The sequence below is a fragment of the Bradyrhizobium sp. STM 3809 genome, assembly GCF_000239795.1.
Lineage (GTDB): Bacteria > Pseudomonadota > Alphaproteobacteria > Rhizobiales > Xanthobacteraceae > Bradyrhizobium.
Genome location: NZ_CAFJ01000267.1, coordinates 1 through 17,407 on the forward strand (window position 1 = coordinate 1; position 17,407 = coordinate 17,407).

The following is a 17,407-nucleotide window of genomic DNA, read 5'->3' on the forward strand; positions in this document are numbered from 1 at the left end:
ATCCGGCCGACTACGTCACCACGCGCATCATGGCCAAGGCGGCGGACGGCGCCGAGGTGCCGGTGTCGCTGCTGCACCGGCGCGACTTCAAGGCCGACGGCTCGGCGCCGCTGCTACTCTATGGCTACGGCTCCTATGGCCATGCGATGCCGGCCTCGTTCTCGGCCAACCGGCTGTCCCTCGTCGACCGCGGCTTCGTCTATGCGATCGCGCATATCCGCGGCGGCACCGACAAGGGCTGGGGCTGGTACCTCGACGGCAAGCGCGCGAAGAAGACCAACAGTTTTGACGATTTCGCGGCCTGCGCGCGCGCGTTGATCGCGGCCAACTACACCAGCGCCAAGCGGATCGTCGGCCATGGCGGCAGCGCGGGCGGCATGCTGATGGGCGCGGTCGCCAACCGCGCGGGCGAGTTGTTCGCCGGCATCGTCGCCGAGGTACCGTTCGTCGACGTGCTGAATACGATGCTCGACGACACCTTGCCGCTGACCCCGCCGGAATGGCCCGAATGGGGCAACCCGATCGAGAGCGAGACGGATTTCCGCACCATCCTGTCCTACTCGCCGTATGACAACGTCACCGCCAAGGATTATCCGGCGATCCTGGCGATGGCCGGCCTGACCGATCCGCGCGTGACCTATTGGGAGCCGGCGAAATGGATCGCGCGGCTGCGCGCCACGATGACCGGTGGCGGCCCGGTCGTGCTCCGCACCAACATGGGCGCCGGCCACGGCGGCGCCTCCGGCCGCTTCAACCGATTGGACGAGATCGCAATCGTCTATGCGTTCGCGCTGTGGGCGGTGGGGCTGGCGGACAAGGCGGTGTGAGTGGTGATGGCAAGGGCGGGCTGCGTGACGGCATCTCGCCACACCAACGGTGTCGTCCCGGCCCTGAGCCGGGACCCATAACCACCGCCGTTCGTTGTTGAGCGTGCTGGAGGTACGTCCTTCGCAATCACACCACCCGGTTGTTATGGGTCCCGGCTCAAGGCCGGGACGACAGCGGTGTGTATTGCCACTACCTGTTGTTCTTCGCGCGCCATGCCGCGAAATCGGCCGGGGTCTGCGGGTCGGTCGGCGGGTAGAGGCCGAGGATGGAGCGGCCCTGGGCGACCTGCTCGGCGACGAAATCCTCGAAGGCGGTCATCTCGTAGGTCTCCTCCGCGATCTCGTCGACGATACCAGCGGGGATGACGATGACGCCGTCGGAATCGCCGAGGATGACGTCGCCGGGGAACACCGGCGCGTCGCCGCAGGCGATCGGGCCGTTGATCTCGATGGCGTGATGCAGGGTGAGGTTGGTCGGCGCGCTCGAGCGCTGGTGGAAGGCGGGGATGCCGAGCTTGGCGATCTCGGCGGAGTCACGGAAGCCGCCGTCTGTGACGACGCCGGCGACGCCGCGCTGCTGCAGCCGGCTCACCAGGATCGCACCCGCCGAGGCTGCGCGTGCGTCCTTGCGGCTGTCCATCACCAGCACCGCGCCGGGCGGGCATTCCTCGACGGCCTTGCGCTGCGGGTGACCGCGATCGCGGAAGACGTCGATGGTGTTGAGGTCCTCGCGTGCCGGGATGTAGCGCAACGTAAACGCCTCGCCGACCATGGTCGGCTGCTCCGGGCTGAGCGGATGGACGTTCTGGATGCACTGGATGCGCAGGCCGCGCTTGAACAGCGCGGTGGCGACGGTCGCGGTCGAAACGGTCTTGAGCTTGTTGCGGGTGGCGGTGCTGAGTTTGGTCATGTGATGCTCTCTCCGTTCGTCATTCCGGAGCGCGCGCCCGGAATCCATACTCCCGATCGTGGTTATGGATTCCGGGCTCGCCGCTCTGCGGCGCCCCGGAATGACAGCTGAACTAATAAATCGCCGGCTCGCTCACGGGCGCGCCGAAGCCGGTCTCGAGGAAGTCGAAGTCGCAGCCGTCATTGGCCTGCCTGATGTGGCGGGCGAACATCCAGCCGTAGCCGCGCTCGAAGCGCGGCGCCGGGGGCGTCCATGCCGCGCGGCGGCGGGTCAGCTCGTCCGCGGGCACGTCGAGATTGATGGTGCGGGCGGCGACATCGAGCGTGATGAGGTCGCCGTTGCGAACCAGCGCGAGTGGACCGCCAATGTAGGACTCCGGCGAGACGTGCAGGATGCAGGCGCCGTAGCTGGTGCCGCTCATGCGCGCATCCGACAGGCGCACCATGTCACGGACGCCCTGCTTCACCAGCTTGGTCGGGATCGGCAGCATGCCCCATTCCGGCATGCCCGGACCGCCCTGCGGGCCGGCATTGCGCAGGATCATCACGTGGTCGGCGGTCACGTCGAGCTCAGGATCATCGATCGCCTTCTTCATCGACGGATAGTCGTCGAACACCAGCGCCGGGCCGGTATGCCTGAGGAGGCGCGGCTCGCAGGCGGAAGGCTTGATGACGCAGCCGTCGGGCGCGAGATTGCCCTTGAGCACCGCGAGCGCGCCCTCGCGATAGATCGGGTTCGACTGCGGCCGGATGACATCGTCATTGTAAACGCCGGCGCCCTTGATGTTGTCGCCGAGGGTGCGGCCGTTGACGGTGAGGCAGTCGAGATGGAGATGCTCGGTCATGCGGCTCATCAGGCCGGGAAGCCCGCCGGCGTAGTAGAAATCCTCCATCAGATAAGTATCGCCGCTCGGCCGGACATTGGCGAGCACCGGCACCTTGCGGCTGGCGGCCTCGAAATCGTCGAGGCCGATGTCGGCGCCTGCACGGCGCGCCTGCGCGATCACGTGGATGATCGCGTTGGTGGAGCAGCCCATCGCCATCGCGACCGCGATCGCGTTCTCGAACGCTGCGCGCGTCTGGATCTTCGCCGGCGTCAGGTCCTCCCACACCATCTCGACGATGCGGCGGCCGCATTCCGAGCTCATGCGGATGTGCTCGGCATCAGCCGCGGGGATCGACGAGGCGCCCGGCAGGGTCATGCCGATCGCCTCCGCGATCGCCGTCATGGTCGAGGCCGTGCCCATGGTCATGCAGGTGCCGTGGCTGCGGGCGATGCCGGCCTCCATCGCGCTCCAATCCGCTTCCGACAGTTTTCCGGCGCGGCGCTCGTCCCAGTATTTCCAGGCGTCCGAGCCGGAGCCGAGCGTCTTGCCCTTCCAATTGCCGCGCAGCATCGGCCCTGCCGGAAGGTAGATCGCCGGCAGGTTCATGCTGGTGGCGCCGAGCAGCAGCGCCGGCGTGGTCTTGTCGCAGCCGCCCATCAGCACCACGCCGTCGACCGGATGGCTGCGCAACAGCTCCTCGACATCCATCGCCAGCATGTTGCGATAGAGCATCGTGGTCGGCTTCAGCAGCGACTCCGACAGCGACAGCGCCGGCAGCTCGATCGGAAAGCCGCCGGCCATCAACACACCGCGCTTGACGTCGTCGACGCGCTGCTTGAAGTGCATGTGGCAGGGCTGCGCGTCCGACCAGGTGTTGACGATGGCGATGACCGGCCGCCCCTTCCACTCGTGCTGGGCATAGCCCATCTGCATCACGCGCGAGCGATGGCCGAAGGAGCGGAGATCGTCGGGGGCGAACCAGCGCGCGCTGCGGAGCTGATCGGGGGTTTTGTTGTGGCTCATGATTGCGTTCCCCAGGTCAGCACGGTCCTGCGCTCGATGGTGCGGAAGATGAGGTTCTCGACCACGAGGCCGATCAGGATCACGGTCAAGAGGCCGGCGAACACCGCCGGAATCTCCAGCAGGTTGCGGTTCTCGAAGATGAACCAGCCGAGGCCACCCTGCCCCGAAGAGACACCGAACACCAGCTCCGCGGCAATCAGGGTGCGCCAGGCGAAGGCCCAGCCGATCTTGAGACCGGTGAGGATGGCGCCGAACGCCGCGGGAATCAGGATGCGGATGACGTAGGAGAATCCGGTGAGCCCGTAGTTGCGGCCGACCATGCGCAGCGTATTGGAGACGCTCTTGAAGCCGGAATGCGTGTTGAGCGCCACCGGCCACAGCACGGAATGGATCAGCACGAACACGAGGCTGCCGCTGCCGAGACCGAACCAGATCAACGCCAGCGGCAACAGCGCGATCGCCGGCAGCGGGTTGAACATGGCCGTGACGGTCTCGAGAAAATCCGTGCCGATCCGGGTCGAGATCGCCAGCACGGTGAGGATGGCCGCGAGCGAGATGCCCGCGGCATAGCCCATGAACAGCACCTTCAGCGAGGTCCAGGCGCGCATCGGGATGGTACCGTCCCGCACCTTCTCCCACAGCGCCGCGACTGTGTCGGAGAAGGTCGGGAACAGCAGGGGATTGTCGAGATAGCTGCCATAGGCCTGCCAGATCGCCGCGAGCACGATGATGATCAGGCTCTTGCGCACGAAGCCATCGTTCCACAGCAGCTCGAGCAGGCTCAATTGGCGCTCGACATCGGTGGGCCTGGGACTTGCCGCCGACGTCTCGCGCAGGATGATCTTGGCGTCAGCCATGGGAGATGACCTCAATGAGCGGTGGCGGGTTCGGAGAACAGGAGATCGTGGATCTGCCTCTCGAGGCGCGCCGCGCTGCCGTCCTCGGCCGAGACCTTGTCGACGTCGACCACCTCGGCCTTGACGCGGCCGGGATGCGGCGACAGCAGCAGGATGCGGTTGCCGATCTTGATCGCCTCCGCGATCGAATGCGTCACGAACAGCACGGTGAACTTCGTCTCGTTCCAGAGCTGCAACAGCTCGTCCTGGCAGGTCCGCCGCGTGAGCGCATCGAGCGCGGCGAACGGCTCGTCCATCAGCAGAATATCCGGCTCCATCGCCATGCCCCGGGCGATCGCGACGCGCTGCTTCATACCGCCGGACAACGTGTGCGGGTAGGCATCGACCACGCGCGTCAGCCCGACCTTCTCGATATAGGCACGCGCCCTACTCTCGGCCTCCTTGCGCGGCATGCGCCGCGCCGTCAGCAGCGGGAACATGACGTTGGCGAGCACGGTCTTCCAGGGCAGCAGTTGATCGAACTCCTGGAAGATCATCATGCGGTCGGCGCCGGGGCCGGTGATCTCGCGACCGTTGATCTGCATCCGGCCCTCGCTCGGCTTGATATAGCCGCCGACGGCCTTGAGCAAAGTCGACTTGCCGCAGCCAGAGGGCCCGAGCAGCACGAAGCGGTCGGAGCGGTCGACCGAGAAGCCGACGCGCTCCGTCGCCGTGATCACGGCGCTGGAGGTCTTGTAGCGCAAGGTGACGCCATCGACATCGAGCAGCGCGGACATCAGTTGCCCTTCAGGTCGTGCGCGACCGGGAGATAATAGTCGGTCCACGCCTTCGGCTGGGTCTTGATGGTGCCGATCCTGGCGAGGTGCGCGGCGAACTTCATCGTGCCCTGCGGCTCGAGATTCCACTCCATCATGCCCGGCTCCTTCAGCCATGCGAGCAGGTCCTCGACCGAGGTCTTGTCGCCGGTGATCTCCTTGTAGATCTCGACGGCGGTCCTGGTGTCGCTGCGGATCAGATCCTGCGCCTCCTTCGTCGCGTCGCGCACCGCCTGGATGATCTTCGGATTGGCGTCGGCGAACTTCGTCGTGGTGAAGAACTGCGCCTGGCTCAGCGGGCCCCCCATCACATCCGGCGAGTTCAGCACGACATGCGCGCCGGGCACGTTCTTCAATTCGAGGAACGTGTAGGGCGGGATGGAGAAGTGGTTGTGCACCTCGTGCTGCGGATTGGTCAGCGCGGTGTAGGCATCGGGGTGACCGAGCTGCACTGTGTTGGCGTCGAGCTTGTTCCACTGGTCGACGCCGAACGCCTCGGCGGCGGCGATCTGCAATACGATCGCCTGAGTCGAGACCTTCACGGTCGGCACCGCGATCTTGTCGGTCGGCCCGAAATCCTTGATCGACTTGATGTTGGGATCGCGGCTGATCAGCGTCATCGGCTGCGCCGAGGTGGCGACGATGCCCTTCACGCCGCCGCGGGTGCGATCCCACAGCAGCAGCAGATTGCCGGTGCCGGTGTTGAGGATGTCGACGCTGCCCGACAGCAGCGCGTCGGTCTGTGCGCCGCCGCCGGAGAAGGTCAGCCATCTCGTGGTGACACCGGGAAGCCCGAGCGCGGCGGCGTGCTTCTCGATCAGCTTCTGCTTCTCGATGATGTGGCTCGGCATGTAGAAGATGCCGGGCTGGCGCGACAGCGATATCTCGGTCTTCTGCTGCGCCTGGGCCGCAGTCCCGCCTGCCACGCCCCAGATGGCGGCGAGCATGACGGCGGCCCATGCGGCCGAGCGCCCGAATTTCTCAAACATGGGACATCCCCCCCCCCCGCACGCCGGCGGCTTCTTGACGCCTGGCCCTCCGATGCACTAATGCATTAGTGCATCTCTGACAAGCGCCGTTCTTCGCCTGCGACATTCCAGCCGGACGTCCGCCCCCATGGCATTTCCCGTGACGCCACCTGCAGCTCTCCCGGCCGAACGGCTCGACCCCAGCCGGCGCGCGGCGCCGCAGGTGTTCGAACGGCTGCGCGACCAGATCATCGCGCTGGCGCTGCCACCCGGCGCGCCGCTGTCGCGCACCGCGCTGCAGGCCGAGTTCGGCCTCAGCTCGACTCCGATCCGCGATGCCTTGATGCGACTCGCCGAGGAAGGACTGGTCGAGGTGTTTCCGCAGCATGCGACCCTGGTCAGCCGCATCGATGTCGGCCGTGCGCAGCAGGCGCAGTTCCTGCGCCAGGCGCTGGAGCTCGAAATCGTGCGCCTGCTGGCCCTGACGCCGGCGGCCGCCCCCGTCGACGAGCTCTATGCGTTGATCGCTCAGCAGCGGCGCTTCACGAAGGACGGCGATTTCGCGTCCTTCACCGTCGTCGACAACGCCTTCCACGAACGGCTCTACACCGCCGCCGACAAGCACGACTTGTGGACACTGGCGCGCAGCCGCAGCGGCCATATCGACCGGCTGCGGCGGCTGCATCTGCCGTCCCCCGGCAAGGCACAGACCATCCTGCGTCACCACAAGCAGATCGTCGACGCGATCGCTGCCGGACAGCCGGACGCGGCGCAGGCGCACCTGCGCGAGCATCTGACAGGCACGCTGAGCGACCTCGCCACCATCCGCAGCCGCTGGCCGGACTATCTCAGCGACTCCGCCTGAGCGGAGCCGGACGGATCATCACGCCGCCCGCCTCCCCGCGGTCCGGCCGGCGCGACGCTCGGGACCCCGGTAGTTCGGATCATTCTCGACACGGCGATCGAGCGGACCGCTGCGCAGCCGGATGAAGAACTCCTCGACCTCGGCCGCCAGATTCTCGGCCGCGCGCGAGACATTGGTCGAGGCGTTGCGGACGCTGTCGGCCGACTGGCTGGTCTCCTCGATCGCCCCGCTGACGGTCGAAATGTTGGACGCCAGCGTCTTGCTGCCGGATGCGGCCATCTGGACATTGTGCGAGATCTCGCGCGTCGCCGCGCCCTGCTGCTCGACGGCGCTGGCGATCGCGGTGGTGACGTCGGCCATCTGGCGCATCGCCGTGGCGACCTCCTTGACGGAGGCGACCGCGTTGCTGGTCGAGCTCTGGATGCCCTGCACGTGCTGGCCGATCTCCTGGGTCGCCTTGGCGGTCTGCTCCGCCAGCGACTTCACCTCCTGCGCGACGACCGCGAAGCCTCGGCCGGCCTCGCCGGCCCGCGCCGCCTCGATCGTTGCGTTCAACGCCAGCAGATTGGTCTGTGCGGCAATCGCCTGGATCAGGTCGACCACGGTGGAGATGCTCTGCGCCGCCTGCGCCAGCCCCTCGATCTCGGCCTCGGAGCGCGCGGTCGTCGCATTGGCATTGCGCACCGTGGCGTTGGACAACTCGATCTGGCGCCCGATTTCGACGATCGATGACGCAAGCTGCTCTGCGGCCGATGCGACCGTCTGGACGTTCATCGCGGTCTTCTCGGATGCGCCGGCCGCGGAGGCCGCCTGGTCGGTGGCATGGCTGGCGATCCCGGTCAGCGACTCCGCCGTGTTCTTCATGACGCCGACATTCTCGTCGACCTCCGAGAGCAGCTCGGTCGATTTGGCGCGGAACGCCTCCACCGCCTGCTCCATGTTGCGGTTCATCGCCTCGCGCGCCTCCGCCTCGCGGACATAGTTCGACGAGGCCTGCTGCTGCGCGATCACGTTGTCCCGGAACGCCGCGACGGCCCTGGACACCTCGCCGATCTCGTCGGCAAGGGCGGCGGTCTTGAACTCCACCGTCGTGTCGCCGTCCGACAGGCGCGCCGAATCGGCGACCAGCTCCTTGATCGGCCGCGTGATCGAGCGCGCCACCAGGATGGCGATGGAAAGCCCGAGCAGCAGGCCGACGGCGAGCAGCAGCCACTCCGTCAGCAGGAGCCGCTCGATCAGCGCCGCGACGTCGGCCGAGTCCTTCACCAGCACATCCTGCTGGTTCGTCTTCATGCCATCACCGAACGTTCCATCCGCCCGTCTCTTGCCGTCGAGAAGGTCCAGCAGCTTGTTGGCCCGCGGCGCCGCCTCCGTCGCCAGCAGAAACACCGCGGCATTCCATTGCGGCGATTGTCGCAACGCGAAGATCTTGTCCGGCAACGGCGCGAATGCCTCGCTCGCCTTGGCCACCTTGTCGAACGCGGTCTTCTGCGACGGGGTCAGCAGGCTGGCCTGGGACGCGATGACCGCGACCGCGTTCTTGTAGTTGGTATAGGGCGGCGTGAACTTGTCACGGTCAGAGGCTTCGCCCGAGGCGACGTAGAGCCTGAGCTGTGAGCCCGCGGCGGCGAGATTGCCGCGGACATCGGCCATCGTCTTCAACAGCCGCTTCCGCTCCGGCGTGGCCTCCAGCCCGTTCTCCTCATCGATCATCTTGGTGATCTCGGCGAACATCGTCGCGATCAGCGGCGAGGCTTCGGCCGCGAGCAGCCTGGTCGCCGGATAGGCGTCCGCGGTGAAGGCCACGGCTTCCGCCTTGTCCTGGGCCGCCCTGAACTCCGCGAGCAGCGGCTTGGCCTCCGCCCACAAGGCGCGGTTGGCAGGGACCTTGAGCTGCTCCGCCAACCGATCGAAATCCTGAATCGATTTGTCGAACTCCGCCCACATCGCCGCCCGCCGCTGCTTCATGTCCGGATCTCCCGTGAGCAGGTAGCCGCGCAGGGCCGCGAGCGTGGCATGCAGGTCGCCGACCAGCTGCGTGCTGCCGATCGCCACCGGCGATCTCAGCTCGACGATCTTGCGGAATTTCTCGGACACGTCCGACACGGCGTAGGCGGAATAGCCCACGGCGCAGGCGAGCAACAAACAAATCAGACCGAATCCGGCGAGCAGCCGGCTTTGAATCTTCACGTTCGAAACGAAGCCAAACATACCATCCCCCAATCATTCCAGACCAGCCGGCGCTTGCTGCCGGCGGGCCAACTCATGCGACGCTCTTTCGCTTGCCGGTCACCCCGGCAATGTAGTTCTGACGCCGCTCCGGCCCCCTGTAGCCCGCGCCGTCCTGCTTCCGGCGGTCCAGCGCGCCGGTGCGCAGCTTGACGAAGAAGCTGCGGACTTCCTCCGCCAGCCGCTCGGCCGCCTGCGAGACCTGGGCCGACGAGTTGGAGACCTGGTCGGCCGACCGGTTGGTCTGGCGGATCGCTTCGCTCACTGTGGCGATGCTCGAGGCCAGCGTGTGCGAGCCGGACGCCGCCATCTGCACGTTCTCCGAGATCTCGCGCGTCGCAGCCCCCTGCTGTTCGACCGCGCTGGCGATCGCGCCCGTGACTTCGTCGATCTCGCGCATCGCGACCCCGACCTGCTTCACGGATGCCACCGCATTTCCGGTCGACGTCTGGATGCCCTGAACGTGCTGGGCGATCTCCTGGGTCGCCCGTGCGGTCTGCTCGGCGAGCGACTTGACCTCCTGCGCCACGACCGCGAAGCCGCGGCCGGCCTCGCCGGCACGCGCGGCCTCGATGGTCGCATTGAGCGCCAGCAGGTTGGTCTGCGCTGCGATCGCCTGGATCAGGTCGACCACGGAGGAGATGCTCTGGGCCGCCTGAGCGAGGCCCTCGATCTCGCTTTCGGACCGCGCGGTCGTGGTATTGGCTGATCGCACCGTGGCGTTGGAGCGTTCGATCTGGCGGCCGATCTCCTGGATCGAGCCTGCGAGCTCCTCGGCCGCTGCAGCCACGGTCTGGACGTTCGAGGCGGTCCGCCCCGATGCATCGGCGGCGGCCTCGGCCTGCTGCGTCGCCTGCGCAGAGATGTTGGTCAGCGCGCTCGCGGTGTGCTTCATGGTGTCGGCATTCTCGCCGACCTTGCCGAGCAGCCCTTCGGCGGCGCGCCTGAACTCCTCGACCGCATGCTCCATGTTGCGGTTGGCCGCCGCGCGGTGCTCGGCCGCCTCGGCCACGCCCCGCGCGGCCTGCTGCTGGGCCAGCAAGCACATTGTCGCGGAATTTCGCGATCGCTCCCGCGAGCTGACCGACCTCGTCGCGGCGCCGCGCACCGAGGAACTCGACCGACGTGTCGCCGGCCGACAGCCGCCCGGATTCGTCCACCAGGACCCGAAGCGGCCCGGTGATGCTGCGGGCCATCAGGAAGGCGCAGGCGGCGCCCAGGAGGGCGGCGGCGAAGGCCGTCGCGAGCTGTACCTCCGAGGCGCCGTCGATCAAGCCGCTGGTCTCGGCCACCGTCGCGGCATAGTTCGACCGGATCCCGCTCTCCACCTTTTCGATCCGTTCGATCGCTGACCGGGTCAGCGGCGCGATCTCGTTCGCGTAGATCTCGCGACCGCGCAGCAGGTTGCCCGATGCCTTGTCGAAGCTGCCGGCATAGGCGGCCAGATCGGCCTTCACCGTCGCGATCATGCCGGCCAGCGTCCCGGACTCGCGACCTTCGAGATCGGCGATCTGCGCCCTGGCCCGGCCCAGTTCCGCCGCGAAAGCGTCGCGCGGCTTCACCTCGTGCGTGGCGAGGTGGCGCCAGACCGAGATCCGGGCCGTGTTGACGGTCAATTCCAGCGCCGCGAAGGCCGCAGCCTCGGTCGTCCCCTGGCCGGCCCCGACCAGCTTGCGCAGATCCGCCGCGAGACGGTCGCCGTCCACGAACAAGGCATCGCGGCCAGCGAAATAGGCCTGCAGCACGTTGCCCAGGGCGAGACGCTTGTCATTCAGCGACGCAATCTCCGGCTGCAGCAGACGATAGGCCGCAAGCCGCTCCTGTGACACCGTCCGACGGATCGTCGCCTCGAGCGTTCCGGCCGCGCTCGACAGCCGGGCCTCTGCCTCGGCATAGCTGGCCTGGTCACGATCGTTCTGATAGCGCAGCATGGCCCGCGAGGCGGCGTGCAGATCCGCCGAGATCTTCACGACGCCAATGGCGTTCTGCGACTGATCCGCCATGCGCATCACCTTGGTCGAAATGCTGTTCAGCTGGCCGTAGCCGAAAGCCGCGGTTGCGAGCCCGATGGCGACGAGCACTCCGAAACCCACCGAGAGACGAACACCGATCCTGAAATTTCCGATCATCGATTTTTCTCATCCCAAAATCGCAGGTCTTCTCGAAAATGCTCAAAGGTTGTGCATCTGGGCGTAGCACGCCGACACAATCAAAGCGGGAACTTTGGTGACTTTTCCATTGATCGGATTAAGCGAACGTGAAGGGTTCCAGCCGTACAACTACGGCGCGAGTGCCTTAAATCGAGGCAGAAACACACGCTGGGCAGCAACGCTGCGGTCATCCCGAAAAATCCAGCCGCTACACACCCGGATCGGTCCAGTTCGGCCTCAGCATGTGAGTTGCCGGGCGAAGCGCTTGCAGCGCGCGGCAAATTGGGCAAAACCTTTACAACTGACCGTTGGTCTTTCTGCCAGCCGATCGGGAGGCGGAGCGTGGCGAACATTCTGGTCGTTGACGACGACCCTGTCATGCGGCTGACCATCCAGCGCGTGCTCGAACACGCCGGTCATGTCGTGGCCACGGCGGCCGAGGGCGGGGAGGCGCTTGCCCGAGTCGAGCGAGAGCGCTTCGATCTGGTGATCCTCGACATCTTCATGCCGGGCATGGACGGGCTGGAGGCGATGCGCATGATCCTGCGGCGCGCTCCCGACATTCCGATCCTGATGACCTCCGGCCGACCGCACAGCTCGATCTCAATTCCGGAGCCCGATTATCTTACCATGGCGACCAAGCTGGGGGCGGTTTCGGCGTTGCCCAAGCCCTTCAAACCGGCCGCCCTCGTGACGATGGTCTCCGACTGCCTGGCGTCGGCGGGCAAGCAGGTTGACCGACCACGGCCAGGCTCCGATGCTGTTCCGAACTCCTGAGAGCAGAGCCGGCCAGGCGTCGCTGGGCGGCCCCGACGGCGCAGGCGAGGCGCGCCATCTCGGCCGCCGGATCTCGCTGACGACGCGGCTGGCGATCGCCATGATCCTGCTGGTCGCGATCGCCGTGTTCGCCGTCGGATGGCTCGGCTACCGCAGCCTCGAGCGGGCGCTCTTGCCCCGCGCGCTGGATCGCATCGAGTCGCATTCGCGCCTGATGGCCACCGAGCTGGAAAACTATGTCGGTGGTGCTCGCAACGACATCAACGGCTACCGGGCCTCGCCGAACCTCGCGACGCTGATGCGCACCTTGAAGACCGGCGCGCCCGATCCGCGCGAGGGTCTGCCGGCGCAGTCCTGGCGCGAGCGTGTGGCCATGCGCTATTTCGCCGAGCTGCAGGCCAAGCCGACCTACGCGATGATCCGGCTGGTCGGAATCGAGAACGATTATCGAGAGCTGATCCGCGTCGACCGCCTCGGGCCCGGCAACACCGTCCGGATCGTCCCGGAGAGCGAACTGATCACGCGCGGCGAACGCAAGTACATCAAGGAGACGCTGAACCTCGCGCCAGGCGGGATCAGGATCTCGCCGATCATCCTCGACGGCAACACGACCGATCCCAAGACCGGAGTACCGATGTTGTGTGTCGGCACGCCGGTGCTCGCGCCGGACGGCAAGCCGTTCGCGATCCTGATCATCGATCTGGACATGCGTCCGGTGTTCGCACATTTGCGCACGGCATCGCGGCCGGGCGCACAGCTCTACGTCGTCAACGCCCGCGGCGACTATCTCTTCCATCCGGAATCCGAGCGCGAATTCGCCTCGAAGCGCGGCCAGTCGGCGCGCTGGCAGGACGATTTCCCCTCGCTTGCAAGCGCGACCGGCAGCACCGAGGGCTTTGCGCGCATTCTCCACGACGATGCCGACCGGCCTGGCGGTGTCGCATTCGCGCCCGCGCTGCTCGCCGGGCAGGAATGGGTGGCGGTGATCGAGACCATCCCGAACACGGCGTTCATGGCGCCAGCTCTCGCCATCCGCAAGACGGCGATCGAGGTCGGCCTGATCGCGATGCTGTGTGCCGCCGCGCTGGCCTTCGTGGTCGCGAGATCGCTGACGCGTCCCATCAATCAGCTGACCCAGGCGGTCGAGGGCGTGGGCCGTGGCGAGGCGGTGAAGATCCCGCTCGAGGCCGTCGGAGAAACCGGCGTTCTGGCGCGCGCCTTCGCCCGCGTGCTGGACGAGGTCCGCAACAAGACCGCCGAGCTGGAGCGCGAGGTCCAGGAGCACTACCTGACCGAGGCGGCGCGCGACCATTTCGCCGCGCGCGAACGGCTGTACAGCGCCGCGGTGGAATCATCGAACGACGCGATCATCACGCTCGCGCTCGACGGCACCATCACGGGGTGGAATCCGGCCGCGCAGACCATGCTGGGCTACGCCGCCGAGGATGCCGTGGGACGTCAGGCAGATTTCCTGGTGCCGCCCGACAGGACGGCTGAGGCCGAGGACATTCTCAAGCGCGTCGCACGCGGCGAGCGGATCCAGGCCTTCGAGACGGTCCGCATCCGCAAGGACGGCGAGCACATCCTGGTATCGCTCAGCGTTTCGCCGATCAAGTCGCCCGCGGGACAGATCATCGGCGCGTCCAAGATCGCGCGCGACATCACCGAGAGCCGCAGGACCGAGCAAGCGCTGCGGCAGCAGACCGAAGAGCGCCGGCGTATCTTCGAGACCTCGCAGGACCTGATCCTGATCACCGACCGCCACGGCGTGCTGGTGCAGGTGTCGCCGAGCGTGGAGACCATTCTGGGCTACAGCCCCGCCGAGCTGATCGGACGCAGCGGCGCCGACTTCATCCATCCCGACGATCTGCCCAAGGCGCGGGAGGAGCTGCGCGCCTCGCGCAACGGCCTGCGAGCCCGCACGTCCGACGGACGCTACCTGCACAAGGACGGCCGCGTGGTGACGCTGTCCTGGACCTCGAACTGGTCGGAGCCGGTGCAACGCCATTTCTTCATCGGCCGCGACATGACGGAGAGCCGGCTGGCCCAGGAGACCCTGCGCGAAAGCGAGCAGCTCGCCCGCAACATCGTCGAGACCGCGCTGGACGCTTTCGTGCAGATCTCCGACAAGGGCGCCATCCTCAACTGGAACTCGCAGGCCGAGCGGATCTTCGGCTGGTCCCGCGCCGAGATCCTCGGCAGGGACGTGTTCGACGTGATCACGGCGGACGGCGATGGCGAGGAGCTGCGCTCGGCGCTCGGCCGCATCGTGATGACCGGCCAGGCCTCCGCGCTCGGTGTCGGCCGGCGGCGCGAAGTCATGGTGAGGCGGCGCGACGGGCGCGAATTCAGGGCCGAGCTCAGCGTGACCGCGCTGAAGACACGCAACGGGTTCGTGCTCAACGGCTTCTTCCGCGACCTGACCGAGAAGATCGCGACGGAGGAACGGATCCGGCAGTCGGAGAAGATGGAAGCCATCGGCCAGCTCACCGGCGGCATCGCGCATGACTTCAACAACATCCTCACGGTGATCACCGGCACGATCGAGATCCTCGCCGCAGCGGTCGCCAAGGAGCCGCAGCTCGCCGCGATCACCCGGATGATCGACGAGGCCGCGGCGCGCGGCGCCGATCTCACCCAGCATCTGCTCGCCTTCGCGCGCCGGCAACCGCTGCAGCCGCGCGAGGTCGACGTCAACACGCTGATCATCGACACGGCCAAGCTGCTGCGGCCCACGCTCGGCGAGCAGATCGAGATCGAATCCGTGTTCCAGGACGAGACCTGCGTCGCGCATGTCGACCCCAACCAGCTCGCCACCGCGATCATCAATCTCGCGCTCAATGCCCGCGACGCGATGCCCAACGGCGGCAAGCTGATCCTGGAGACCGGCTGGGCCGACCTCGACGAGAACTACGCGAGCCTCTACGACGACGTCAGGCCCGGCCGCTACGCGATGATCGCGGTGAGCGACAGCGGCAGCGGCATTCCGGCCGGCATCATCGACAAGGTGTTCAATCCGTTCTTCACCTCGAAGGGACCCGGCAAGGGCACGGGGCTCGGCCTGTCGATGGTCTACGGCTTCGTGAAGCAGTCAGCGGGGCACATCAGGATCTACAGCGAGGAGGGACATGGGACCACGATCCGCATGTACCTGCCGCCCGGCAGCGAGGGCGCGCTGTCCCTGCCATCCGGCGCCGCTCCCAGCATCGAAGGCGGCCACGAGACGATCCTGGTGGTCGAGGACGACCGGCTGGTGCGCGGGTACGTGCTGGCCCAGCTCCACGCCCTCGGCTATGCGACGCTCGAAGCCGCCAATGCGGCGGAAGCGCTCGCGATCACCAACGCCGGCGAGCCATTCGATCTGCTGTTCACCGATATCATCATGCCCGGCACGATGAACGGACGCCAGCTCGCGTCGGAGGTCCAGCGGATCCGCCCCGGCCAGCGCGTGCTGTTCACGTCCGGCTACACGGAAAATGCGATCGTGCATCACGGCCGGCTCGACGAGGGACTGCTTCTGCTGCCGAAGCCGTATCGCAAATCCGAACTGGCCAACATGATCCGCAAGGCGCTCCACGCCAGCGACGCGTGACCCCGGCGCCGACCTCGTGCGGAGCATACGGTCCCGAGCCGCCCATCAGCGGCCCGGCGGACCATCTCAACTGGCGCGCGACGCCGTCATCACGATCCGGATCAGGTCCGCCGCGTTGCGAGCGCCCAGTTTCTTCATGATGTTGGCGCGGTGGTCCTCGATCGTCCGCGGGCTGATGCCGAGCGTGCGTCCGGCTTCCTTGTTCGAGGCGCCGGCCGTGAACTGTTCCAGGACTTCACGCTCGCGCCGTGTCAGCGGCTCCCGGCCTGGGAAATGCAACGAGCCGATCTTCGGCGACGCGTTCTCCTTCTGGCGTCGCGCAAACGCGCCGATGGCGTCATTCAGGCGAGCCACGATCTCACTGCCGCGAAATGGCTTCTCGATGAAGTCCAGCGCGCCGTTCTTGATGGCGTTGACGGCCATCGGAATATCGCCCTGGCCCGAGATCATGAAGATCGGCGCCGGATAGTCCTCACCATGAAGTTCCCTGAGGATGTCGAGGCCCGACTTGCCGGGGATATGGACGTCGAGAAGGATGCAGGATGGTGTCCGGCTCCTGGCCACGGCCAGGAGCGCGGCCCCGTCCGCAAAGCAGATGACCTCATATCCGCCCGCCGACAGGACCATCGAAAGGGTGTCGCGCACGGCTGGGTCGTCGTCGACGACAAAGATCTCACCGCGGGAAGTTGTTTGTTCGGCCATGGGCGATTGCTCTTGCAAAGGGAGAAGAAACAATGAAAGCGCGTGTTATGGTACCATACTCATGAGGCGTTTTGGGCACCCGTATTTGTACGGCTTAAGCCACCAACCCACAAGTAGTAGCTGCATGTGGGCGCCGCCATCACGAGAACACGATCTGGACACGATCTCAAGGCAGTCGTTGCTCGAGGCCGTCGTTGCCGGCAGCATGCTGCCTTGCAAAACACGTTGCTGCGGATGTCATCATGATCGATATCAAGGCATCGTGGCGCGGACGCCGCGAGGCGGGTCGCAGCGTTCCGACAGCCCGAGCTGATCTGGGGGCATGTCTGCACAGCAGTCGACACAGGCAGCCCTGTCCCGCGCGTTGCTGATCGTGATGATCAGGGACGAGATCGAAGACCCGCATACGTCCGAGGGAAATCGCCGAGCGTCAGCCGAGCCGAGTCACGACCGATGCTTGGCGGCAACACCATCCGCTGCGACGCCGCCCCAGGTGTGGACCACCGGAAGGCCCAGCGCGGTCTTGCCGAGATTGGCGAGGAAGATGCGCAGCGCAGCCAGATCGACCGGCTTCGGCAGGCTCTGGAGATCGATCCCGAGCGAGCGGGCATAGAGCCGCGCCGCGATACGTCGCGCCGCGTCCATGCCGCTGATCACGATCACCGACCCGGCGAAGCGGCTGTCGGCGATCGCCTTGAGCACGTCGGTGCCGTCGCCATCCTCGAGCATGAGGTCGAGAGTGACGCAATCGAAACGCTTGTTGCGCACCTCACGGATCGCATCGTTGCAAGTGGCGACGACGGTCACGGCATGGCCAGCCTGCTTGGCCGCCAAGGAGATCAGCGTCCTCTGGGCGGCGTCATCGT

General features: G+C 66.7%; 12 protein-coding genes and 1 pseudogene. 4 read left to right on the forward strand and 9 right to left on the reverse strand.

Annotated features, from left to right (window positions below; genetic code table 11):
* Window positions 1-827, forward strand: an 827-nt coding sequence (locus BRAS3809_RS15100) for a prolyl oligopeptidase family serine peptidase (RefSeq protein WP_035656354.1), incomplete at its 5' end; no start/stop codon positions are given.
* A 190-nt stretch (window positions 828-1,017) separates the two neighbouring features.
* Here BRAS3809_RS15100 and BRAS3809_RS15105 read toward each other — a convergent pair.
* From BRAS3809_RS15105 to BRAS3809_RS15125, 5 genes are all read right to left on the reverse strand, one after another.
* Entirely contained in the window at window positions 1,018-1,737 is a 720-nt protein-coding gene (locus BRAS3809_RS15105) for a ribonuclease activity regulator RraA (protein WP_008962983.1), read from the reverse strand.
* Window positions 1,738-1,849: 112 nt separating this feature from the next.
* Window positions 1,850-3,586 carry an L-arabinonate dehydratase gene (araD, locus tag BRAS3809_RS15110; RefSeq protein ID WP_008962984.1) on the reverse strand — a complete coding sequence of 579 codons (1,737 nt, stop codon included), beginning with the start codon at window positions 3,584-3,586 and terminating at the stop codon, window positions 1,850-1,852.
* Entirely contained in the window at window positions 3,583-4,443 is an 861-nt protein-coding gene (locus BRAS3809_RS15115) for an ABC transporter permease (RefSeq protein ID WP_008962985.1), read from the reverse strand. The genes araD and BRAS3809_RS15115 overlap by 4 nt, the downstream gene beginning before the upstream one ends.
* 11 nt (window positions 4,444-4,454) lie before the next feature.
* Window positions 4,455-5,219 (reverse strand): ABC transporter ATP-binding protein, encoded by a 765-nt coding sequence (locus BRAS3809_RS15120; RefSeq protein WP_008962986.1) that lies wholly within the window; start codon window positions 5,217-5,219, stop codon window positions 4,455-4,457.
* Window positions 5,219-6,205 (reverse strand): ABC transporter substrate-binding protein, encoded by a 987-nt coding sequence (locus BRAS3809_RS15125; protein ID WP_035656359.1) that lies wholly within the window; start codon window positions 6,203-6,205, stop codon window positions 5,219-5,221. Before BRAS3809_RS15125 ends, BRAS3809_RS15120 begins: the two co-directional genes overlap by 1 nt.
* A gap of 169 nt (window positions 6,206-6,374) precedes the next feature.
* On the opposite strand from BRAS3809_RS15125, the gene BRAS3809_RS15130 reads away from it, so the two are divergent.
* Window positions 6,375-7,091, forward strand: coding sequence for a GntR family transcriptional regulator (locus BRAS3809_RS15130; protein ID WP_008962988.1), 717 nt, complete (start codon window positions 6,375-6,377; stop codon window positions 7,089-7,091).
* An 18-nt stretch (window positions 7,092-7,109) separates the two neighbouring features.
* Here BRAS3809_RS15130 and BRAS3809_RS15135 read toward each other — a convergent pair whose 3' ends face one another.
* Window positions 7,110-9,302 carry a HAMP domain-containing methyl-accepting chemotaxis protein gene (locus BRAS3809_RS15135; protein ID WP_035656357.1) on the reverse strand — a complete coding sequence of 731 codons (2,193 nt, stop codon included), beginning with the start codon at window positions 9,300-9,302 and terminating at the stop codon, window positions 7,110-7,112.
* A gap of 52 nt (window positions 9,303-9,354) precedes the next feature.
* Window positions 9,355-11,495: pseudogene (locus BRAS3809_RS37755) on the reverse strand (methyl-accepting chemotaxis protein).
* Between the two features lie 317 nt (window positions 11,496-11,812).
* Here BRAS3809_RS37755 and BRAS3809_RS15145 point away from each other — a divergent pair.
* Window positions 11,813-12,247, forward strand: a complete 435-nt coding sequence (locus tag BRAS3809_RS15145; protein WP_008962992.1) for a response regulator — start codon at window positions 11,813-11,815, stop codon at window positions 12,245-12,247.
* Window positions 12,228-15,839 (forward strand): PAS domain S-box protein, encoded by a 3,612-nt coding sequence (locus tag BRAS3809_RS15150; RefSeq protein ID WP_008962993.1) that lies wholly within the window; start codon window positions 12,228-12,230, stop codon window positions 15,837-15,839. The genes BRAS3809_RS15145 and BRAS3809_RS15150 overlap by 20 nt, the downstream gene beginning before the upstream one ends.
* A 66-nt stretch (window positions 15,840-15,905) precedes the next feature.
* On the opposite strand, the gene BRAS3809_RS15155 is transcribed toward BRAS3809_RS15150, so the two are convergent.
* Window positions 15,906-16,541: a response regulator transcription factor gene (locus tag BRAS3809_RS15155; protein WP_008962994.1), complete on the reverse strand. Its 636-nt coding sequence runs from the start codon at window positions 16,539-16,541 to the stop codon at window positions 15,906-15,908.
* Between the two features lie 444 nt (window positions 16,542-16,985).
* On the reverse strand, window positions 16,986-17,407 hold a 422-nt coding region (locus BRAS3809_RS15160; protein ID WP_035656362.1), incomplete at its 5' end, for a response regulator.